This window comes from Sphingopyxis sp. Q841 (genome assembly GCF_052384365.1).
GTDB lineage: Bacteria > Pseudomonadota > Alphaproteobacteria > Sphingomonadales > Sphingomonadaceae > Sphingopyxis > Sphingopyxis terrae_A.
The window spans coordinates 93,638-114,172 of record NZ_JBQSUM010000004.1; the positions used below are offsets into that span (position 1 = coordinate 93,638).

The 20,535-nt window shown below is 63.3% G+C and carries 16 protein-coding genes; 10 read left to right on the forward strand and 6 right to left on the reverse strand.

The genetic code is table 11. The annotated features are described in order from the left end of the window. Positions 1–82: 82 nt before the first annotated feature. The 5 genes from ACT17R_RS16570 (at position 83) to ACT17R_RS16590 (ending at position 5,455) form a co-directional block, all read left to right on the forward strand. The gene (locus ACT17R_RS16570) at positions 83–1,261 is read left to right on the forward strand and encodes a CaiB/BaiF CoA transferase family protein (RefSeq protein ID WP_217373446.1); all 1,179 of its coding nucleotides are present in this window, start codon (positions 83–85) and stop codon (positions 1,259–1,261) included. A 77-nt stretch (positions 1,262–1,338) separates the two neighbouring features. Continuing rightward, positions 1,339–2,217, forward strand: coding sequence for a glutathione-dependent disulfide-bond oxidoreductase (gene yghU / locus ACT17R_RS16575; RefSeq protein ID WP_003044038.1), 879 nt, complete (start codon positions 1,339–1,341; stop codon positions 2,215–2,217). A 262-nt stretch (positions 2,218–2,479) separates the two neighbouring features. Further along, positions 2,480–2,839, forward strand: coding sequence for a TadE/TadG family type IV pilus assembly protein (locus ACT17R_RS16580; protein ID WP_082819954.1), 360 nt, complete (start codon positions 2,480–2,482; stop codon positions 2,837–2,839). A gap of 2 nt (positions 2,840–2,841) precedes the next feature. After that, on the forward strand, positions 2,842–4,464 hold the full coding sequence (locus tag ACT17R_RS16585; protein WP_186401728.1) for a TadG family pilus assembly protein: 1,623 nt from the start codon (positions 2,842–2,844) through the stop codon (positions 4,462–4,464). 190 nt (positions 4,465–4,654) lie between these two features. After that, entirely contained in the window at positions 4,655–5,455 is an 801-nt protein-coding gene (locus ACT17R_RS16590; protein WP_234178962.1) for a PAS domain-containing protein, read from the forward strand. Positions 5,456–6,000: 545 nt separating this feature from the next. Here ACT17R_RS16590 and ACT17R_RS16595 read toward each other — a convergent pair. Beyond that, positions 6,001–7,077 (reverse strand): MBL fold metallo-hydrolase, encoded by a 1,077-nt coding sequence (locus tag ACT17R_RS16595; protein WP_062902455.1) that lies wholly within the window; start codon positions 7,075–7,077, stop codon positions 6,001–6,003. A 170-nt stretch (positions 7,078–7,247) separates the two neighbouring features. Here ACT17R_RS16595 and ACT17R_RS16600 point away from each other — a divergent pair, with 170 nt between their 5' ends. Further along, positions 7,248–8,441 carry an acyl-CoA dehydrogenase family protein gene (locus ACT17R_RS16600; protein WP_003051642.1) on the forward strand — a complete coding sequence of 398 codons (1,194 nt, stop codon included), beginning with the start codon at positions 7,248–7,250 and terminating at the stop codon, positions 8,439–8,441. A gap of 111 nt (positions 8,442–8,552) precedes the next feature. Further along, the gene (locus ACT17R_RS16605; protein WP_217373444.1) at positions 8,553–9,692 is read left to right on the forward strand and encodes an acyl-CoA dehydrogenase family protein; all 1,140 of its coding nucleotides are present in this window, start codon (positions 8,553–8,555) and stop codon (positions 9,690–9,692) included. A gap of 22 nt (positions 9,693–9,714) precedes the next feature. Here the strand turns inward: ACT17R_RS16605 and ACT17R_RS16610 are convergent, their stop codons facing one another. The 4 genes from ACT17R_RS16610 to ACT17R_RS16625 all read right to left on the reverse strand — a co-directional run bounded on the left by ACT17R_RS16610 (position 9,715) and on the right by ACT17R_RS16625 (position 17,016). After that, on the reverse strand, positions 9,715–12,099 hold the full coding sequence (locus ACT17R_RS16610) for a TonB-dependent receptor domain-containing protein (RefSeq protein WP_444809846.1): 2,385 nt from the start codon (positions 12,097–12,099) through the stop codon (positions 9,715–9,717). A 2-nt stretch (positions 12,100–12,101) separates the two neighbouring features. Further along, the gene (locus tag ACT17R_RS16615) at positions 12,102–13,043 is read right to left on the reverse strand and encodes a FecR family protein (protein ID WP_062902452.1); all 942 of its coding nucleotides are present in this window, start codon (positions 13,041–13,043) and stop codon (positions 12,102–12,104) included. Next, a complete protein-coding gene (locus ACT17R_RS16620) occupies positions 13,033–13,716 on the reverse strand; it encodes an RNA polymerase sigma factor (protein WP_313906801.1) in 684 nt (227 codons plus the stop codon). Before ACT17R_RS16620 ends, ACT17R_RS16615 begins: the two co-directional genes overlap by 11 nt. Before the next feature lie 96 nt (positions 13,717–13,812). Beyond that, on the reverse strand, positions 13,813–17,016 hold the full coding sequence (locus ACT17R_RS16625; RefSeq protein WP_234178968.1) for an autotransporter outer membrane beta-barrel domain-containing protein: 3,204 nt from the start codon (positions 17,014–17,016) through the stop codon (positions 13,813–13,815). 183 nt (positions 17,017–17,199) lie between these two features. On the opposite strand from ACT17R_RS16625, the gene ACT17R_RS16630 reads away from it, so the two are divergent. After that, positions 17,200–17,898, forward strand: a complete 699-nt coding sequence (locus ACT17R_RS16630; protein ID WP_186401722.1) for a 2OG-Fe(II) oxygenase — start codon at positions 17,200–17,202, stop codon at positions 17,896–17,898. A 402-nt stretch (positions 17,899–18,300) separates the two neighbouring features. Here the strand turns inward: ACT17R_RS16630 and ACT17R_RS16635 are convergent, their stop codons facing one another. Further along, on the reverse strand, positions 18,301–18,930 hold the full coding sequence (locus ACT17R_RS16635) for a tyrosine-type recombinase/integrase (RefSeq protein ID WP_033073847.1): 630 nt from the start codon (positions 18,928–18,930) through the stop codon (positions 18,301–18,303). 242 nt (positions 18,931–19,172) lie between these two features. On the opposite strand from ACT17R_RS16635, the gene ACT17R_RS16640 reads away from it, so the two are divergent. Further along, the gene (locus tag ACT17R_RS16640) at positions 19,173–20,078 is read left to right on the forward strand and encodes a hypothetical protein (protein ID WP_444809847.1); all 906 of its coding nucleotides are present in this window, start codon (positions 19,173–19,175) and stop codon (positions 20,076–20,078) included. Then, positions 20,068–20,481: a hypothetical protein gene (locus tag ACT17R_RS16645; protein ID WP_444809848.1), complete on the forward strand. Its 414-nt coding sequence runs from the start codon at positions 20,068–20,070 to the stop codon at positions 20,479–20,481. The genes ACT17R_RS16640 and ACT17R_RS16645 overlap by 11 nt, the downstream gene beginning before the upstream one ends. The last annotated feature ends 54 nt before the right edge of the window (positions 20,482–20,535 follow it).

Genomic DNA, 20,535 nt, shown 5'->3' on the forward strand with positions numbered 1-20,535 from the left:
CGCCGCTTTCGACGAAGCCGCTGGCGGCGTCGACGGACGGCTGCTAGCGCGATAGGTAGCAATAAAGGACTGGGAGAGATTTGTGCCGCTGACGGGAATACGCGTGCTCGATTTCGGGCGCTATATTGCGGGCCCCTATTGTGCCGCCTTGCTCGCCGATTATGGCGCCGATGTCATCCGGATCGAGGCGCCCGGCGGCAATGATGACCGTTTTACCGTGCCCGTCGCCGAGGATGGATCGGGCGCGATGTTCATGCAGATGGCGCGCGGCAAGCGGAGCCTGAGCCTGAAGCCGGGAACGCCCGAGGGCCGCGAGATCGTACGCAAATTGGTCGCCGGCGCCGATGTCGTGATCGCCAACCTGCCGCACGATGTGCTGAGCAAGCTTGGACTGGATTATGAAAGCCTGTCGGCGATCAATCCCCGCATCATTCTTGCAACCGCGTCGGCCTTCGGCAGCGAGGGGCCGCTTTCGGGGAGCGTGGGCTTCGACGCGGTGGGTCAGGCAATGTCGGGGACGATTCACCTGACCGGCACGCCCGACCAGCCCTATCGCGCGCAGGTCAATTACGTCGATTTCGGCACTGCGCTCCACTGCGCCTTCGGGGTCATGGTGGCGCTGCGTGAACGCGAGCGGACGGGGCGGGGGCAGTGCGTTTCGGGTTCGCTTCTCGGCACCGCGCTGGCCTTTTCGAACGCGTTGACGATCGATCATGCGATCAACGGGATCGAACGTCAGCCGATGGGAAATCGCAGTTTCAGCTCGGCGCCCACCGATCTGTTTCGCACCCGCGACGGCTGGATTGTTACCCAGATCGTCGGCGGCGCGATCTTCGCGCGCTGGGCGGCGCTGGTCGGGCGCCCCGAACTGGTCGACGATCCGCGATACGCAAGCGACATCGACCGCGGCGATAATGGTGCCGAACTGAGCGCGATCATGCAGAGCTGGTGCATCGAACGCAGCACCGACGCGGCGATTGCCGAGCTTGGCGCCGCGCGCGTTCCTGCCGCGCCGATCCTGAAGCCCGGCGAAGCGCTGGCGCACCCGCAGGTGGCCGCGATGGGCCTGATCGAGCCGCTTGCCTATCCCGGCTCTCCCGCGCCAGCGCCGGTAATTCGCGCGCCGATCGGGTTGTCGGATGCGGCAAAGGTCACAGCGCAGCGCGCACCGCAGGCGGGCGAACATAGCGACGCGATCCTTGCGGAGCTTGGTTATGATGCCGCCAGCATTTCCGCTTTGCGCGCGCAAAGGATTATTTGATCCGCCTTGCGGTGGACGGGGTAACATCGCCTTCCTAAGTTGCGAACCACAACCGAAATCTAGCGCAGGAGTGTCCGATGGCCGACCAGAATGACTATGTGCCGCCGAAAGTGTGGAGCTGGGACAAGGAAAGCGGCGGACGTTTCGCCAACATCAACCGCCCGATCGCTGGCCCAACCCACGACAAGGATTTGCCAGTCGGCAAGCATCCGCTCCAGCTCTATTCGCTGGGTACGCCCAATGGGGTGAAGGTGACCGTCATGCTGGAGGAATTGCTCGCGGCGGGTCATTCGGGCGCCGAATATGATGCGTGGCTGATCAACATCGGCGAGGGCGACCAGTTTTCGAGCGGTTTCGTCGACGCCAATCCGAACAGCAAGATCCCGGCGCTCGTCGATCGCAGCGGCGACACGCCGATCCGGGTGTTCGAATCGGGCGCGATCCTGATCCATCTCGCCGAAAAGTTCGGAGCTTTCCTGCCGACCGATCCCGCGCAGCGCGCCGAAACGCTGTCCTGGCTGATGTGGCAGATGGGAAGCGCGCCCTTTCTCGGCGGCGGCTTCGGCCACTTCTATGCCTATGCGCCCTTCAAGCAGGAATATCCGATCAACCGCTATGCGATGGAAGTGAAGCGCCAGATGGATGTGCTCGACCGCCGTCTGGCCGACAATGAATATATCGCCGGCAGCGATTACAGCATTGCCGATATGGCGATCTGGCCCTGGTACGGCGCGCTTGCCAAGGGGTTGATCTATGACGCCGGCGAGTTCCTGCAGGTGCAGGACTACAAGAATGTCCAGCGCTGGACCGATCAGCTTGCGGCGCGCCCTGCCGTCAAGCGCGGGCGCATGGTCAATCGGGTGATGGGCGACCCCGCGTCCCAGCTGCGCGAACGCCACGATGCGTCGGATTTCGACCTCCGCACTGAGGACAAGCTGCAGGCAGCGAACGGATAATTTTTGCGCATTTTGCATGCGGGGCGCGCGGGCGATCGTTAACTTCTGCCCGCGTGCCGTGCATTTCGCCGCCGACCGCTGCGCCCATATTCGGTAAATTGCGCAAAATTCCCACACGCCGCCTTTGAGCGATGCTTGACGCGCAGCGGTCATGTTGGCCGCATGACAGGTCCATACCCCCCAAAACATCGCCCGCCGCCCGACGGTCATTCGCGAGGTTCTGCGTCTGGCCCGCAACGAGCGGGCGGCGGCGATCGTCGAAATGGCGCTGGTGCTGCCGCTGTTTCTGACGCTGCTCATCGGCATCCTGATCTACGGGCAATATTTCCTCCTCGCACATAATGTGCAGCAAGCTGCGAACGATGGCGCGCGCGCCGCGATTGTCGGCCTCGACGCCGCCGATCGCCGGGCGGTGGCGATCCGCGCGGTTGATCGCAGCATGGCGAGCATCGGCGATTACAGCCCCGCCAACCGCACGATAGCGGTCAGTGAGACAAGCGAGGCGGTGACCGTCGCGTTGACCTACACCGTTCCCGCCGACCATTTCCTCCGCTCCTCCTTCGTTCCGGCGCCCGGCCATGTGATCAGCGCCCGCGCGACCTTCGAACTGCCGGCGGATTGACGATGCGCCGGCGCATCCTCGCAAAGCTGGCGCGCGATACGCGCGGCGGGATCAGCATCGCATCGGCGCTGGCGATGACGATGCTGATCGGCTCGGCGGCGCTGGCGGTCGACTTCGGATCGCTCTATCTCGACCGCCGCAAGCTTCAGGGCATCGCCGATGCCGCCGCGCTGGCGGCGGCGGGACGCCCCGGCAACGAACGGGCGGCGGCCGACCGGATCATCGCCGCCAACTGCAATTGCGCGATCACCATATCGGCCTTCCAAGCCGGAACCTATACCGCCGATCCCGGCATAGCCGCCGAACAGCGCTTCGCCCGCGGCGGCTACACTCCCAACGCAATCCATGTCGTGCTCACCCGCGAGCGTCCGCTGTTCTTCGGGCGCTTTCTGACCGGACGCGACCATAGCGTCATATATGCCAGCGCCACCGCCGCGCGGCAGGGCTATGCCGCGTTCTCGCTCGGCTCGCGCGTCGCCGCGGTGCACGGCGGTCTGCGCAATGCGCTGCTGTCGGCGCTCACGGGGAGTCAGGTCAACCTGAACCTAATGGACTATAAGGCGCTGGCCGATGCCGACATCGATCTGCTCGCTTTTTCCGACGCGTTGCGCACCGAACTCGATGCCGACGTGCTGACCTTTGGCCAGACGCTCGATACCCAGGCGACCTTGCCACAAGTGCTGGGCGCGCTCGCCAAGGCAAGCGACGGGCAGGCGGCAAAAGCGATCGGCACGCTCGCCGATGCGGCACTGCCGCGTAGCCTCCTGCCGTCGCGCGCAATCGACCTCGGCCCGCGCGCATCGAGCATCCGGATCGACCCAGCCAATCCGGTGAAGGTCAACGCGCTCAGCATGGTGCGAACGATGCTGTTGCTCGCCAACGCCAATCGCCAGCTCGATCTTGCGACCGGCGTCACCATTCCCGGGGGTTCGGGGGTCGATGTGGCGTTGATGATCGGCGAGCCGCCGGCCAACTCGCCGCTGATCGCGGTGACCGAAAAGCAGGACGTCATCGTGCGCACTGCGCAGGTCAGGCTCAAGCTGGCGGCGAGCGTCAACACGCCGCTCGCCGCAATCGATATCCCGGTCTATACCGAATTGGGATCGGCCGAAGCGCGCATTTCGGACATCGACTGCCACCACGGCAGCGACGCGGTAACACTGGGGATCAAGACGGCCCCCGCAACCTTGTCGATCGGCAAGGTCAATGCGATCGATTTTCAGAATATACAGCGCCCACTGAACCCGCAGCCGGTCAAGCTGCTCAGCCTGCCGCTCGCGAGCGTAAACGCAAAGGCCGAACTGGTGCTGTCCGATCTTTCCGAAAAGCCCGCACGCTTCACGCGCGACGACATCGACGTTGGCCGCGTCAAGACGGTCGAAAGCGGCGGATTGGTATCGGGCGCCGCCAAATCACTCGCCGATCGGATGGATTTGTCGGTCAACATCCTCGGGATCGGATTGAACGCCAAGGCGCTGACCAGCCTTGTCGGCGACACGGTCGGGCTGGCCGCGCCCGTGCTCGACGGCGTGCTTGAAAGCGTCACCGCGACGCTGGGGCTGCATCTGGGCGAGGCGGATGCGCGGGTCAACGCGCTGCGGTGCGGCAAGGCGCGATTGGTCTGATCGCTCCGTTTCGGCGCCATTGCCGGTACGCCGCGCCGCCAGCCGCCCCGCGTTCCTCCCATAATATGTCCATGGCTTCGAAGGGGAGGCGAATTTGGCGACGGCACAGGAACCCGAACGGGTATCGGCGGCGGACTTCATCCGGGGATTTGCAAGCTGGCGGCTCCGGTCGGCGCGGCGGCCGGTTGTAGTGACACACCATGGAAAGGACGCGCACGTTCTGATCTCGCACGATGATTACCGGCGGCTGCGCAAGCCCGCGAGCGGCGAAGCGGTCGACGCGCTGCAGGCCTCGCTTGCGAACCTCGTCGAGGCGATCCGCGATGCGGTGCTGCTGTTCGATCGCGACCGGCGCATCGTGGCGCTCAACCCCGCCGCGCGCGATTTGGTCGCCGGTGATGACGATCTGCTCGGGCGCCAATTGGTCGATATATTTCCGGGTTTCGGGGCAAGTCTGGCGGCGAGCCATGTCGCCCGGCTGATCGAATGCCGCGAACGCTTTGCGGGCGAGGTGCCTGGTCTTTTGCATCCGCGCCAGTGGCTGCGCGTCGACCTGGTGCCGGTTCCCGCGGGCGGCGCGATGATCCTTCGCGACACAAGCGCGACCTTCGAGGGGGCGGTCGAAGGCGACACGCGCGCCGCGACGATTGCGGCGATCGAGGCGCAGGGAATGATCGGCCACGCCCGCCTTTCGGTGCGCGAGGCGATCGAGGACGCCAATTCTGCGCTGATTTCGATGGTAGGCGTCGACGCGCTGGCGATCCGGCGCGTGCGCTTTTCGGCGCTGTTGTCGATCGCGACGCGGCGCTGCTTTGCCGAAGCGCTCGAAACCGTATTCCGCACCGGCGAACCCGCGCGCGTCGAGGCCGAGCTGATCAGCCGCGAAGGCGAGGCGGTGCCCGTAACCTTGTCGATCGCCGAACGGCGCGGCGCCTATGCCAGCGATGGCGCGGTGGTCGTGGCGGTACCAAGGTCGCCGCGGGCGGGGTGAGCGGTCGATAACGATCGATTCCGGTCATTCCCTCCAAATCGGCGGCGAACGGCGGTTACTGGGTGGAAAGTCGGCCTATGCCTGCTACATCTAGGCGAATGAAGAGTGTCCCAATGGTCCTCGCCCTGCTTTGCTTTTCCGGGTGTGCAAATTATGCAATCTCGATGGAGCAGGCTCGTGCAGAAGAGAGGCTTCCAACGTCTGACGAGGTTGCCGCCTATATCCGCTTGCAGTGGGAAACGGACTACGGCCCACGATTTGCTCGATTTGCGTCTCGCCCGTCGCAGAAGCCCGTTTTAGTGTCTGTGAATAATGTGCGGTGCGACTATTACATCGCCACGCCGGAATGCTCTTTTGAAGTTGTGGGCCACTTTCTTAACGAGCTCCCGCAGCCGCAGAACATGGTAGATCGATACGGCTGGACAGATGACGGCAAGCTACAATCGGTTATCGTGATGTATCACCAGCGGAGGCGATAGGCGCGGCCATCTCGCATCGTCCGCAACCGGTCGCTCTCCGCCATTCCGACTCCCGTCCCCGATTTGCTAGAACCAGTTCCCCCGCGTGATCGCGGTGCTGCCCGCGGGAAGCGAGTAAAAGTCGCCATCTTCGCCGACGACGATCGGTCCCGGATAGCGCCGCTTCGCATCACCTAGAAACGCGGCGTCAAGGTAGCGCGACGGATAGGGCGGGACGATGTGGCTGAGGACGAGCATTCGCACCCCGGCGACCTTCGCACTGTCCGCCGCTTGCGCGGGGCTGGCGTGATAATCGAGGATGTCGTCCATGATCTGCCCGGTCTGCGGTCGGCCCGACGCCTTGAGCTGCGCAGCGATCAGTTTGACCATTTCGGGTTGCAGCGCTTCGTGCACCAGAAGATCGGCGCCCTTGGCAACCCGTTCTACCATTTTCGATGGCGCCGTATCGCCGCTCAGCACGACGCTGCGCCCCTTGTAATCGAAGCGATAGCCGACCGCGGGTTGCACCGGGCGATGATCGACCGGGAAGGCGGTCACGCGGAGGCCGTCCGCTTCATAGACGACGACCGGTTCGGTGGGCGTCGCGAAGGGGAGGGCCGTCGCACCCGCCGCGGCGGGCGGGGTCACGACCGGCCCGTGGTGCGCTGTGCGATAGCCATTGTCGAGCGCATAGGCCGCGTCGAAGCCGCCGATCACCTGATCGAGTCCCGTCGGGCCGTAGACGGGCAGGGGCGCCTTGTTGCCGCTGCCCGTCCAGCGCAGCAGCATCATCGGACCCATGCCGTCGATATGATCCGAATGATAATGGGTCAGGAACAGCGCCTTGATCTGGCCATTGGGCAGCCCCATCAGCGAGATGTTGCGCGCGCCGCCTTCGCCGGCATCGACAACGAACATCGCCTTGCCGGCAATCACCACCGTACAGGCGCCAGCACGATCGCGGTTGGGGAGCGGCGATCCGGTGCCGCACAGCGCCACATGCAGACCGTCGGGCAGACCGGCGAGATGGTCGCGGCCGACGCCGCGCTCGACGCCGCGCTTGAACACCCACATGCCGATCTGTTGCTGGAACAGCATTGCCGCGCCGCCGCACAGCGCGATCAGCACCGCAAGCGCGACGAGCAGCCGCAAAGATTTCCGCATTTTCCTCTCCCGCCCCTTGGTCCGCTCCTTTCATGCGACGACGCGGGCGTCTGGACAAGGGCCGATGTTCGGCGCAGTCTCCGGACGACTGCGTTTCGTCGCGCAACTTACCTTTACGTAAACGTGAGCGCTTTCTATAAGGGCGCCATAGCCCAAGGGAGAATCAGAAAATGGACATGGAGTTCAGCCCCGAAGATCTCGCTTTCCAGAAGGAAGTGCGCGACTTCATCGCCGAAAATTACCCCGCCGAGCTGCGCGGCAAGCAGGACGAAGGGGATGAACTGACCAAGGAAGACTTCCTTGCGTGGCACAAGATTCTCTACAAAAAGGGCTGGGTCGCGCCGGCCTGGCCGGTCGAATATGGCGGCACCGGCTGGACCCCGACGCAGCGTTTCATCTTTTCGGAAGAAACCGCGCGCGCCGATTGTATCCGCCTGATGCCATTCGGCCTGTCGATGGTCGGCCCGGTCATCTACACCTTCGGAACCCCCGAACAGAAAGCGCGCTTCCTGCCGCGCATCCTGTCGGGCGAGGATTGGTGGTGCCAGGGCTATTCGGAGCCCGGTTCGGGATCGGACCTTGCCTCGCTGCGTACCGTCGCGGTGCGGGACGGCGATGAATATGTCGTCAACGGCCAGAAGACCTGGACGACGATGGCGCAGCATGCCGACTGGGGCTTTTTCCTAGTTCGCACCGACAAGGACGCCAAGCAGCAGGAGGGCATTTCCTTCCTGCTGATCGACATGAAGTCGCCCGGCATCACCGTGCGTCCGATCATCACGCTCGGCGGCGAGCATGAGGTCAACGAAGTCTTCCTCGAAGACGTGCGCGTGCCGGTCGAGCAGCGCGTCTATGAGGAGAACAAAGGCTGGACCTGCGCCAAATTCCTCCTCGCGCACGAACGCACGGGCATCGCCGGTGTCGCCTCGTCGAAGCGCGGCGTCGAACGCGTCAAGGCGATCGCGCGCACCGAACTCGACGGCGACAAGGCGCTGCTTCAGAACCCCTTCTTCAAGCGCAAGGTCGCGGAACTGGAGATCGACCTGACCGCGCTTGAATTTACCGAACTGCGCAGTCTGGCCGGCGCCAATGCCGGCAAGGGACCGGGACCGGAATCGAGCCTGCTCAAGATCAAGGGGTCCGAAATCCAGCAGCGGCTCACCGAACTGACGCTGGAAGCGGTCGGCCATTACGGGGCGCCCTATTTCCGCGGCTTCGGGGAAGGCGATAACGAGCACCCGATCGGTCCCGACTATGCACACCGCGCCGCGCCGACCTATTTCAACATGCGCAAGACCACGATCTATGGCGGGTCGAACGAGATCCAGCGCAACATCATCGCGAAGATGGTTCTGGGACTCTGATCACATAATCAACGTCATCCCGGTGGAGGCCGGGATCTCGACCTGTTGCCATGATGCGGCGGTGAGATTCCGGCTTTCGCCGGGATGACGATGAAATCGAGGATAACGACAATGGATTTCACCTATACCGAAACGCAGGACATGATCCGCGACACGCTGTCGCGCTTCCTCTCGGACACCTATGATTTCGAGACGCGTCAGAAGTTCATCAATTCGGACAGCGGGCGCGATCCGGCGATCTGGACGGCGCTGGCGCAGGAACTCGGAATGCTTGGCGCTGCCTTTTCGGAAGAACAGGGCGGCCTTGGCGGCGGGGCGCTGGAAAATGCGATCGTCATGGAGGAACTGGGCAAGGTCATCGGGATCGAGCCCTATCTGCCGACCGTCGTGATCGCGGGCGGCGCGTTGAAGGCCGTTGGCGGCGCGCAGGCCGATGCGATGATCCCCGAAATCATCGGCGGCAACGCCATCGTTGCCTTTGCATACGCCGAACCGCAGGGGCGCTATGATCTCGCCAATCTACGCACGACTGCGAAGAAGGATGGAGCGGGCTATGTCCTGAACGGTCACAAGGGCGTCGTCTATGCCGCACCTTGGGCGACCCATCTGCTCGTCACGGCGCGGACCGGCGGCGGCCAGCGCGACCAGGATGGCGTGTCGCTGTTCCTGATCGACGCCAATCTTCCCGGCATCGTGCGCCGCGATTATCCCACCGTCGATGGCAACCGCGCATCGGAAATCTATTTCGAAAATGTCGTGGTCCCGGGCGATGCGCTGCTCGGCGGCGAAGGCGCCGCGCTGCCGCTGATCGAACAGATCGTCGATGAAGCGACCGTCGCGGTCTGTGCCGAGGCGACCGGCGTGATGCAGAAGCTGCACGAAGGCACGCTGGAATATACCCAGCAACGCAAGCAGTTCGGCGTTCCGATCGCCAAGTTCCAGGTGCTGCAGCACCGCATGGTAGACATGTTCATGGAAGTCGAACAGGCGCGGTCGATGACGATCATGGGCACGCTGAAGCTCGACCTCGCGGCCGATGCGCGCAAGGCGGCTGTTTCTGCGTGCAAGTCGAAGGTGAGCCGCGGCGCGAAATTCGTCGGCCAGAATGCGATCCAGACGCACGGCGGCATCGGCATCACGCAGGAACTGGCGATCGGCCATTATTTCAAGCGTGCGACGATGATCGAGGGGCAGTTCGGCAGCGCTGACTATCACCTCGACAGGTTCGAGCAACTGACCCTCGCCGAATGAGGGTGTGCCGTCGGCATCGCGCTCAATAAGCGATGTCGACGGCGACCCGCAGCGTCCGCGGCCGCAGCGGCGTCAGATAGCCGGGGCTCCCCTCGACGAAGGGCGTTCCGAGCGCGAACCGATTCCCTTTTAAATCGAGCAGATTGGTCAGCGTCACCGACAGGCCGCGCCGCCCGTTGCCGAGCCGCATCGCAAGGCCGGTATCGACATAATCGCCCTGGCCCTCGCCAAGCACCGGCCCGATCCCGAGCCGCGACGGTCCGATATAGTTGGCCCAGCCGTTGATCCGGATTTCCTTGTCGTCGCCGACGGGCGCCGCATAGGTGATCGCTCCGCGCACCGCATGGCTTGCGACATTGGGGATCCGCCCCAGCCGGCCCGGCGCAAAATCGGCAACCAGCGCGATTTGGGGAGCCAGATCATCGACGCGGCTATGGTTATAGACCGCGCCCAGATCGAAGGAGAGAGTGGGCGTCACGCGGACGGCGAGCGAACCCGAGATGCTGGTGATACGCCCATCGCCGATGTTGGCGGTCGTCGGAAAGCCGTTGCCGTCGATGAAGTCGGCCTGAATGTTGAACCAGCGCGTGTGCGATACCGAAATATTGGCATCGAACGGGGTGCGGCCGCGCTCGCCGAGCCTTATGCCGCCTTCCCACGTATGAACCCGGTCGTTGCGATAACGGCGGACGAAATTGCCGTCGACGGCAAGGCCGCCGGGCCGAAACCCCTCCTGATACCGCGCATAAAGCGTCAGGTTCGATAGCGGCCGCGCGAGAATGGCGAAGGAAGGAAGAAGGTCGCTTTCGTTGCGATGCGCGGTGATCGCCTTGCCCGACGCTGCGAGCGCCAGAGCGAGGGCGACGTCTTCGCCGCTTCCGCCCAAGCGTGCGTGCGAGTAACGCAGCCCCGCCGTAGCAATCACATCGGGCAAAAGTTCGGCCGTCAGCTCGCCATAGCCGGTATATTCGGTAACGCGGTTGGTGACGCCGGTCAGTGCCGACCGCATCTGGATGCCGCCGAATTCGCGGCGCTGCTGCGTTTCATTGTCGACGATGCTCGCGCCGACCACCCAACCCCAACCATCGCTATAGGGGCGCGACAATCGCGTCTCGCTCGCCCACATGCGCGTATCGTTGAACTGGTCCAGAACGCGCGGGTCGCCGCCCGCGGGGGTGGCGTCGAAGCGCTCGTAAAGCCGGTGATCGATATAGGCGTTCGAGGATTGCAGGCGCAGATTGTCCCAGTCGCGTGTAACGACGAGCGTGCCCATCCCGTAACGGCCGCGCGCATTCTGCTCGACGAGCGAATTGCGCGTCAGCGGCGGTGCATCCTTGTCGGCATATTGGGCATCGTCGGCGGTCGTCGATTGATAGACGCCGCCGATATCGACGGTCCAGTCGGCCGCCGGGACAAGGCGCAATGTCCCGCGGCCGCCGCGCACCGTGACGCGATTGACGTCATTCTGGCCGAGCAGCGGATTGTCGATATAGCCGCCATCGGTGATCATATAGCCGACAAGGCGCAGTGCGCTGCCGCTGTCGCCGATCGGGACATTGGCGATGGCGCCGATGTCGCCGCCCGGTTCGCCATGCTGGGTTGCGGTCAGACCGGCGATTGCCTGTACGCTCGCCTCTCGCGCGTCGGGTGCGCGCGGCACGACGCGGATGATGCCGCCAAGCGATCCCGCGCCGTAGAGGGTGCCTTGCGGCCCTTCGAGCACCTCGACGCTGTCGATGTCATAGAGGCGCAGGTCGGGGTCGGGGGCGTTGTAGCTCAGCCGAATGTCGCCGAAATATTGCCCGACGGTTGCCTGTGTCGGCCCCGTGAAGCTGGAATCGGCGATTCCGCGGATGAACAGCTTGTTGCGGCCCGAGCCCAGATGGGTCGACGACACGGTGGCCATTCGCGACAGGATGGATTCCGTACCGCGCTCGCCGCCGAATGCCAGATCGTCGCCATCCATCCGGGTGACGACGCCCGCAAAACTGGAATAGGGCAGGTCGGCCTTTGTCGCGGTCACGATGAATTCATACGGCGGCGCTTCGGGCGGCGGCGCTGCCGCAGGCACCGCAGGCGGGGGCGGGCGACGTACGGAGCGCGGGGCGACCTGCTTCTCGATTCGCCAGCTTGTGGCGCTGACCCGCACTGCGCGCACGCCGGTGCCGTCGAGCATCTGCCGGATCGCTTCGTCGACCGACATCCGCCCGCGCACCGGGCGCATCCGCGTCCGCCACAGCGCCGGGTCGCTGACGCTGATGCTGACACCGCCCTGACGGCTGAGCAACGGAAGCGAGGTCGAAAGACTGGCGCGCGGCACGTCGAACGCGCGTTCTTCAGCCGCCATCGCCTGCGCGGGCAGGATGATAGTCGCGAGTCCCAGCGCAAGAGACAGGCGCGCGTGCATCGTCAGCGGCTGACCACCCAGCCATCGCCGCGCCGCTCGGCTTTGGCGCCCGACAGCGCCGCAAGGTCGGCCACGGTGCGATCGCTCGCCTTGTCGACGACGAGGGTACCGCGGAACGACAAGCGCGACGCCGAGGGATCGATCTGCACGGATATCCCAGCCGTCCGCTTCAGATCGTCGGCGACGGTCTGAAGCGCCGCGCCGTCATAGACCAGCAGGCCGCTCCGCCATCCACCGACCGTGGCCGTACCGACGCGCCGTATGCGTGGCGGCTGCGTATCGCCGTCGCGCGCGTCGATCGCTTGCCCAGCCACCAGGCGCAGCTTGCTGCGATCGGGGGAATAGAGCACGACGCCCTCCGAAACCGCGACCGCGGTCCGATTGCCGGCGCGCACCACATTGAAGGCCGTCCCGAGATCGATGATCTGCGTTCCGCCCGTTTCGACGACGAAAGGGCTGTCGGTGCGGTGCACGACATGGAACATCGCTTCGCCGCTTTCCAGCCGGGCAAAGCGCGGATGGTCCTTGTCGAGCCGCAGGGTCGAGCCGCCGTTGATCTCGATCCGCGAGCCGTCGGCAAGGGTGATCGTGCGATGCTCACCCGCGGCGGTCTGGATCACGTTCCGGCCGCCCGACAGGTCGAGCGAGGGGAGGGCGACGACCCCGACGATCGCCGCGGCGACCGCTCCGCCAAGCCACCAGCGACGCGGCATGCCCCGATCGAGTTCAGCCGGATCATTCGCCGGGGATACCGACGGCGCAGCGGGGGGCAACGCATCGAGATCGAGGTCGAGGCTCGCCAACGCGTCGTAGATTTCGGCATGTCCTGGGTCCTCGGCAAGCCAGTCGGCAAAGCCGTCCCAATCGGCAAAGTCGGGCGCGCGTTGGCGGACGATCCAGTCGATCGCCTGGGCTTCGCTCGCGGTCACATGGTCAGCCGGCATCGAATTGCCTCCTGACGGCAGCGAGCGCGGCGTAGACCTTGCGGAGATCGGCCTCCACCGTACTTATGCTGATGCCCATTTCGGCGGCGATATCGCGTTGCAATACCCCGTCGAAGCGGAATCGACGAAAGACCTGTGCCGGGCGATCGCCGGTCGCAGCGATGGCGCGCTCGGTCATTGCCAATTGCTCGCGCGAGATAAGCACCGCCTCGGCGCCGGGTTTCTGCGCTGCGCTCGCTTCGCCCCACGCCTTGTCACGCAACTGGCTCTGACGCACCGAACGATAGCGGTCAAGCATCAAATTATTGGCCGCGCGCATGACATAAGAGAGCGGGTCGGCTACAGGGCCGCTGTGGCGTTCGGTCAGGCGCATCCACAAATCCTGAAACAGATCTTCGGCAGCATCGCCCGCGCCGCGAACCGTCAGAAACCGGATGATCCGGTCGCGGTTGGCGAGCAGGACGCCCTCGATGCCGTGGGCCGCGTCGGATCGGTCATTTGCCTCGGTCATTCTGAACTTGTTTCGGAACGCCATTCCTTTTCGATCCCGGCCCGCCCGACCGGCACCATACGCCCCCCCGCTGATGCCGCCATATAGCGGCAGCGAGGAGGCTTGCAACCGCGGTCGAGCGCGGCCACGCACCGGTACCAGTGCGAACGCGCGCATCGGCATGGTTCCGGGGGTTGTCATTCTGTCGGCCTTTGCAAGGGGGAGGCGGGGGTAGGGAGTGCCTCCCCCTTGCGGCTGCGACCGGCCCCGATGGGGGGCTTAGAGGCCGACGCGCAGGCTTGCACGGAACGCCCAGCCGATATGGCTTTGCTGTTCTTCCGCGGACACTTCGGCGCCGGCCTGAAAGGCCGAATTGCCGACGATGCCGCGGATGCGGCCGACCCAGCCGCTCGTGCGATCATCGGGGACCAGGGTAAACGGCGTGCCGTCCTTGAACGACGCGACCGTCGCACCCAGCGACCCGCTGACGATCTGGCGGCGGCCACCTTCGATTTCGAAGCGTGTCCAGCCGTCATATTCGTCGGCGCCCCCGAACTCGAGCCCAAGCGCGACGGTGCCGCTGACCGACAATTCGTCGCTGCTGCGGCCGGCGACGGTCAGATCGAGCGCGTCACCGCCGCCGGTTTCGGCATAGCCGTCTTCCTTGAGCTTGAAATAATCCACCGCGAGCGTGGGCCGGAAGCTGATCCCGCCAAGCTGCGCGTCGCGCGCGATCGAGCCCGATGCCGACCACAGCGTCGCATCCCATTTGCCGCGCATCGTTTCGCGAATATCCTCGGCACCGGCTTCGGCGCTGAACACGCGTGTGCCCTTGAGCCGGATCGGAGCGCCGGAAACGCGCGCATGGGCCAGCCAGTCGTTCGAATTCAGGCGCCAGTAGAGCGCGCCTTCCCACTGGGTCGAGCTGACCTCGCTGTCGTTGCTGCTGTTGCCGTCCTTACCGCTGAGGAAGGCCGCCGACGCACCGAAATTGCCGATGCCGCTCTTGATCTCGGCGCCGAGCGAAATGCCCCAGCCGCTGACATCATAACCCGCGGTATCGCCGATGCTCTTCGACGTGCCCCATACGGCCTGGTTGACCCAATAGCCCCATTTGCCCTCGTCCTGGAACGGCGCGTTGGGGTCTTGCAGATAGCGTGCGAGCGCGCGCGAGCCCGAGGTGACGGTTTCGAAGACGCCGCCTTCATGTTCGGGCAGCATCTGGTTGAGCTGATTGCGGAACTGGTCGCCATCGACGATGTCGAGGAAGACGCCTTCGACCACCTGGTCGGCCGAAAGCGCATCGACGACCGCGTTGAACGCCGACGCCTGCGACCGGTTGAGGCCAAGCTCGCTCGTGCTCTTTCGCGCGATGTTGACGCGCAGCTCGTTCGCCGTCGAGGTCAGCGTGCCCTTGTAGAGGAAGGGCACGAGCGTCGATGTGGCCGTCAGATTGTCCGCGCCGGTCAGCGTTCCTGCCGTCAGGACGACGTGGTCACCCTCGGCATCCTCGATGCTCGACAGCTTCAGCGCCAACTTGGAATCGGCGGCAAAGCTGGCCGTGCCGGTCACCTGCAACGCCGTGCCGGTGCTGCCGCTGTCGAGCGTGACCGCGACGATGCCCTTGTTGGTCACCGCGAGCGACGAGATGGTGGCCGCGCCGGCAATGTCGAAGGTGCCGCCGTCGACCGACACCGCAAGACCCTGCGCATTGGCGAGTTGCCCCGCAAAGCGGGCGGTGCCGCCGATCGACAAGATGTCCGTGCCGCCGCCGAAGTCGGCATTGCCGGTAAACACCGACGTTCCCGTCAGCGCCATCGTGTCATTGCCGCTGCCGAAGCGCGCATTGCCGGCATAGGTGGCGTCGCCAGACAGCGCGAGGCGGTTGTCGCCGGCGCCGAAATAGCTGTTCCCCTTCACCGAACCGTCGGCGATGTCGAAGATATCGTTGCCGGTACCGAAGCGGACGTCGCCCGTAATCGACGGCGCGGTGACACCCGATGCAACCGCCGTCTGCTTGACGGTCGCACCGCCGCCGTTGGCCGACAGGTCGATCGCGACATTGCGATCCGACGACGCGAGCGCGCCGCTGGCGCTGATCGCGCCGCTGTTCTCGACCATGTCGACATTGCCCGACAGATCGACGATCGCGCGCGCGGTCGCGGCATCGCCGCCGGCCTTGGCCGAGATCGACCCGCTGTTACGGATCAGCGCCACGTCGGCGCCCGCTTCCACCAGGATGCCGGTGATCGACGAGGTCGCGCTGCTGCCGCCCGTCGCCTCGATCTTGCCCGCGTTGCGGATTTCCGGCGTGATCGTTCCCGCACCGGCGCGGATCGCGGTTGCCGACGCATCCTTCGACGTGGCTTGAACGCTGCCGCTGATACCCACGCCGCCGGCGATGGTAACATTATGCCCCATGCCGCCGAGTTGGATCGCCGTCGCGTCCTTGCCCGCATAAAGGCCGTTTCCCTGCACCGAACCGTCGATGATCAGGCCGAAGCCGGTTCCCGTTCCGGCAACGGCACCGATCGCGATGTCGCGGTCCGCCGAGCCGATCCGCATCGCGGGGGCCGAACCGAAGGAGCGGACGACCGCCGATCCTTCCTTGTCGTCGTCGATGCCGTCCTTGTCCTCATCCTTGTCGGCAGCGTTCGTGTCCTTGGGCGGGACAGCCAGGACGATGCCGCCGCTGACATCGCCTTCGATCGACAGCGCCGGGCCGCCGATCAGCAGATCGTCGGCGTCGAGCTTCGCCGGGTCGGATGGCGCCGCCGTGTAGCGATAGCCGGTGGCGGTGAGCGTGCCCTGCACGACAAGCGCGCCGTTGATGTTGCCCGAAAGCCGCGCGGCGACTGCATCCACACCCTGCGCGGTAATCGTGCCGGCGAGGCGGACATTGCCGGTGACATCCTGCAGTCCGACGCCGAGTGCGCGGTCGCCGATGACCGATACCTTGCCGTCGGTCGTGAAATTGCCGGTGAGCGGTCCGCCAAGCCGGATGCCCGCCGAATCATTGCCCTCGACCGTCACTTCGCCGCTGTTGACGATATTGCCGGTAAAGGCGCCGCCGGTTGCGATGCCGACGCGGTTCGATCCGACCGCAAAGGGCCCGTCGAGATCGCCGTCATTGTCGATGTCGGTGGGGGTATAGCTTTCGTCGATGATGATCTTGCCGGTCGCCGAATTGGTGATCGTGCCGGTCACGCCCGCATTGGCAAAAATGCCGCGCGCGCCGTCCGAATTGGTGATCTGGATCGTGCCGTCGTTGGTGACCTTGTTGTTGCTGTCGATCGTGACCGCCGTGCCGCTCGTCGGCTTGATCGAGCCTGCAGAGCCGATCTTGATATCGTCGGCTGCGCCCGATTTGACGGTCGAGGTGCTGACCGGCGTTGTCGTCGCGGTGGTGATGCTCGTTTCGGCGTATGCAGGCATGGCGATGATCGTCGCCAGGCAGGTCGATGCCAGCAGGGTCTTGCGCATGGAGTTCCTCTTTTGATGTCCCCCCGGGTCGATGGCCCGGAACCGAACACAAGACGGAGCGCGCCGCGCGCGACCTTGGAAAAAAGTCGCGCGCCGGCTTTTGGCCGCAAGAAACGGAACGGATCGGATGCACGGTCCCGCTATTCGCCGCCTCTCACCGCACGACGAAGGGGAAGAATGCCAATGACCGCCGAACCGGAAATACGGACGCCGCAGCCTGAATCTGATCTGGAAGGGCAGGGGTGGCACCGGCTTCCGAAGCTGCTCACCCCGTCCGATTGCGCCGATCTTTGCGCGATGTTCGACGCCGACGAGCGCTTTCGCAGCACGGTGACGATGCAGCGTCATGGTTTCGGCCGCGGCGAATATCGCTACTTTGCTTATCCCTTTCCCGCTGTCCTCGAACGGTTGCGGCAGCGCCTGTATGAAAGCCTGGCGCCGCTTGCGAACCGATGGGCGGCGCGTTTGGGAGCGAGCGCCTCCTTTCCCGCCGATCTGTCGGCCTTCACACGCCTTTGCCACGCGTCGGGTCAGGTTCGGCCGACGCCGCTGCTGCTACGGTACCGCGCCGGCGACTATAATTGCCTCCATCAGGATCTTTACGGCGACCTCCATTTTCCGTTTCAGGTGGCGGTCCTGCTGTCCGAGCCGGAAGTCGATTTCGACGGCGGCGAATTCGTCCTGACCGAACAGCGCCCGAGAATGCAGTCGCGCGCACATGTCGTGCCGCTACGGATGGGTGACGCGGTCGTGTTCGCGGTCAACGAAGCACCGCGAGCCGGAACACGCGGCACCTACCGCGTCAAAATGCGCCACGGCGTCAGCGAAATTCGCAGAGGCGAGCGCTTAACGCTCGGCATCATATTTCACGACGCGCGTTAGGCGCGTGCGGCGATGGCGGACAGGGTGGTTTTATTAGGTTAAACCTATGTATTTGAAATGATTTTTCAAATTACATCCGCTTGATTTCGGACCCACACGGTTCCACCGCGCATCTGAATTCATGATTCAGTCCGTGTAACTCTTCTGCCATTGTTCGCTGTGATTGTCTAATATTTTCTTTTCCACTCCATCGCGCAACGCGACAGACAACTTTATTATCGCCCGAGGATTTTTAGGCCTGAAGTTAGCAGATGCGGAGCGGGGGAAGCGAACCAGCCGGGGGGCGGTCAATGAGTTTGACTGGCCGGTTGGAGACAGTCGGCTTTCGGGGAGCAAGCAGAGAGAGCGGACGTTCCGAGAAAATCAAGATCGCTCGCTCTCTAGGATATCGAGATTTGACGGTTAGACTTCGATGCCTTCCGCCAGTGTTAGCGCATCTTCCACATCGACGCCGAGATATCGCACAGTATTCTCAATCTTGGTGTGACCCAGCAGAATCTGCACAGCACGCAAATTGCCGGTCGCCTTGTAAATGATCGACGCCTTTGTTCTGCGTAACGAATGCGTCCCATAATCCTCGCTTCGGAGGCCAACGGCCGTGACCCATTCATCGACGAGACGGGCATATTGACGCGTGCTCATATGAGCAGAGTGGTCAACCCGGCTCGGGAACGCAAAATCCTCGATCGATCCACCGCGCCGCTCGAGCCATGCCAATAGGCTCCCGCGAGCATCCGACATGATTTCGAATTGAACTGGTCGATTGGTCTTTTGCTGGATCACCATCGCCCGCGTTCTCAACTCACCGCCGGCGACGAGATCACCGATCTTGATCTTCACAAGATCGCAGCCTCGCAACTTGCTGTCGATTGCGAGATCGAACAGCGCCCGGTCTCGAAGTCGATGCTCTCGATCCAAGTGGAAGCGAATTGCCCAGATCTGCCGTGGCTTTAACGGCCGCTTTGCACCTACCTTTCGACCAGCATTCCACGCCGGTCGTGGAGGTAAATAGTCGAATTCTGATCTACCCATGATCGTTCTCCTGCGGCCAAAATGGCCACAAAGGGAAACGCGCGGGCTAAGGGGAGGGCTGGTTGCGGCTAGGCGGGTTTTGGTTCCAAAAAGCGGATAGCAGACGTTCCGCTGTATGGCTGCAAAAAAAGCTCGCCCTTCCCCGCCCTCCGTCAAGCGCGGGTTTCGATTCCAGCTAGCTCCATCAACGCGCTGGCGTAGAAAGCGCTGGGCCCTTAGGTATGAGGAAAAGGCGGATACGAATGATCAACGAAAAACCTCCAACTGCCATGGATTTGGCCACGATTCTTGGCTCCCGCTCGCAGAGGCGAGCATTTGTACTCGCCACCGTGCTGGTTCTAGTGGTGGGTTCGCTGCTAGCATTGCTGGTCGCTCACAATGTACCGGAAACTCCGGTATGGAATGCCTTCGTCAACTTACTGATTTCGGTGCCTGCCGCCGGTGTCTTTGCGCTGCTGTCCGGATTGTATCTTTGGTACTTTTTTTCTGACCCTAGTAAGGTTTTGATGCAGTCCTACCTGTTCCCAAAGGACATTTCTAGTAGCCTTACAGAACTTGCCCGACATGGAACAGAGTACAAGATTTTCGTTCGAACTGGCAGACATTTTCGCGCAAGTATACTTCCTATCATTATCGAGAAGGCGCGCACTTCTCGCGCTCCTCTTCGTCTCGAAGTTGCACTTCTTGATTTTCGGAACGAATCTTTGTGCGCGCGCTACTCTCGATATCGGCAATCGGCTTCATTTGATCGGAATACATGGAGCCCGGGTTATGTACGAACCGAAATTCATGCAACAATACTTGCGATTTTAACGGCCCTTAACGAGAATAATGGCCTCATAAGCGCAGATTTATATTTAAGCCCCAGGCTTTCGACGTTCAGAATCGAAGGGACAGCTGATGCCTTGATAGTGACACGGGAGGACCCAAACGACGCTGCCTACCGCTACCATAGAGGGCAGCCAGAGTTTGCGGCGTACAGTGCCGAACTTCGATGGGTGTTCGATGAGTCTGAGCGCGTGGTCTCGTCCTCTGGTGGCGTGCTGCCCGTTTCGCTTAGCGAGCTATTTGGATCAGATGTTGTAACGGCCAGTTCGGAAATTGCGGCTAGGGCAGCTACGAAAGCACAGTCACCGTATGCCTCATGATCGAACGAGTATCCTGTCGTCTATTATCTCGAACGATTGTTCCGTCGACGAAGCCATGGGAGAAATCCGAGACTGGCTCGCTGAACAAAACCTGCCTTGCTTACGGCATCCGCACGGGTTTTATGTGGCGTTGCTAGCCCGCGATGATGACGAGGAATGGCGCTTCCATCTCTGGCCGAAGGAGCAGCGGATAATTACGGGTATGCCTGCGTTTATTCATACGCATGACTGTCACGTGGCGAGCCGCGTGCTCGCTGGGCGATTGACCAATATCACTTACGAGGCGATCGAGGTCCCTATTGGAGGCGCCCCGTTATATCGGGTCGGGTATTCCGCTGATCGCTATCTGGGCGACACGAAAAATTGGATCGAAAAGCTGGTGACGTGCTCCCCTGAAATGTGACCGATTTTGAGTAGAGTCCGGCGCGAAGGAGTCGGACGTAATGAAGCGAAGCAG

Bases quoted from the DNA above. Each gene is read 5' to 3' on its own strand.
- yghU (WP_003044038.1), top strand. From the start codon at position 1,339: ATGGCCGACCAGAATGACTATGTGCCGCCGAAAGTGTGGAGCTGGGAC.
- ACT17R_RS16580 (WP_082819954.1), top strand. From the start codon at position 2,480: ATGGCGCTGGTGCTGCCGCTGTTTCTGACGCTGCTCATCGGCATCCTG.
- ACT17R_RS16585 (WP_186401728.1), top strand. From the start codon at position 2,842: ATGCGCCGGCGCATCCTCGCAAAGCTGGCGCGCGATACGCGCGGCGGG.
- ACT17R_RS16595 (WP_062902455.1), bottom strand. From the start codon at position 7,077: ATGCGGAAATCTTTGCGGCTGCTCGTCGCGCTTGCGGTGCTGATCGCG.
- ACT17R_RS16600 (WP_003051642.1), top strand. From the start codon at position 7,248: ATGGACATGGAGTTCAGCCCCGAAGATCTCGCTTTCCAGAAGGAAGTG.
- ACT17R_RS16605 (WP_217373444.1), top strand. From the start codon at position 8,553: ATGGATTTCACCTATACCGAAACGCAGGACATGATCCGCGACACGCTG.
- ACT17R_RS16610 (WP_444809846.1), bottom strand. From the start codon at position 12,099: ATGCACGCGCGCCTGTCTCTTGCGCTGGGACTCGCGACTATCATCCTG.
- ACT17R_RS16615 (WP_062902452.1), bottom strand. From the start codon at position 13,043: ATGCCGGCTGACCATGTGACCGCGAGCGAAGCCCAGGCGATCGACTGG.
- ACT17R_RS16620 (WP_313906801.1), bottom strand. From the start codon at position 13,716: ATGCCGATGCGCGCGTTCGCACTGGTACCGGTGCGTGGCCGCGCTCGA.
- ACT17R_RS16625 (WP_234178968.1), bottom strand. From the start codon at position 17,016: ATGCGCAAGACCCTGCTGGCATCGACCTGCCTGGCGACGATCATCGCC.
- ACT17R_RS16630 (WP_186401722.1), top strand. From the start codon at position 17,200: ATGACCGCCGAACCGGAAATACGGACGCCGCAGCCTGAATCTGATCTG.
- ACT17R_RS16635 (WP_033073847.1), bottom strand. From the start codon at position 18,930: ATGGGTAGATCAGAATTCGACTATTTACCTCCACGACCGGCGTGGAAT.
- ACT17R_RS16640 (WP_444809847.1), top strand. From the start codon at position 19,173: ATGATCAACGAAAAACCTCCAACTGCCATGGATTTGGCCACGATTCTT.
- ACT17R_RS16645 (WP_444809848.1), top strand. From the start codon at position 20,068: ATGCCTCATGATCGAACGAGTATCCTGTCGTCTATTATCTCGAACGAT.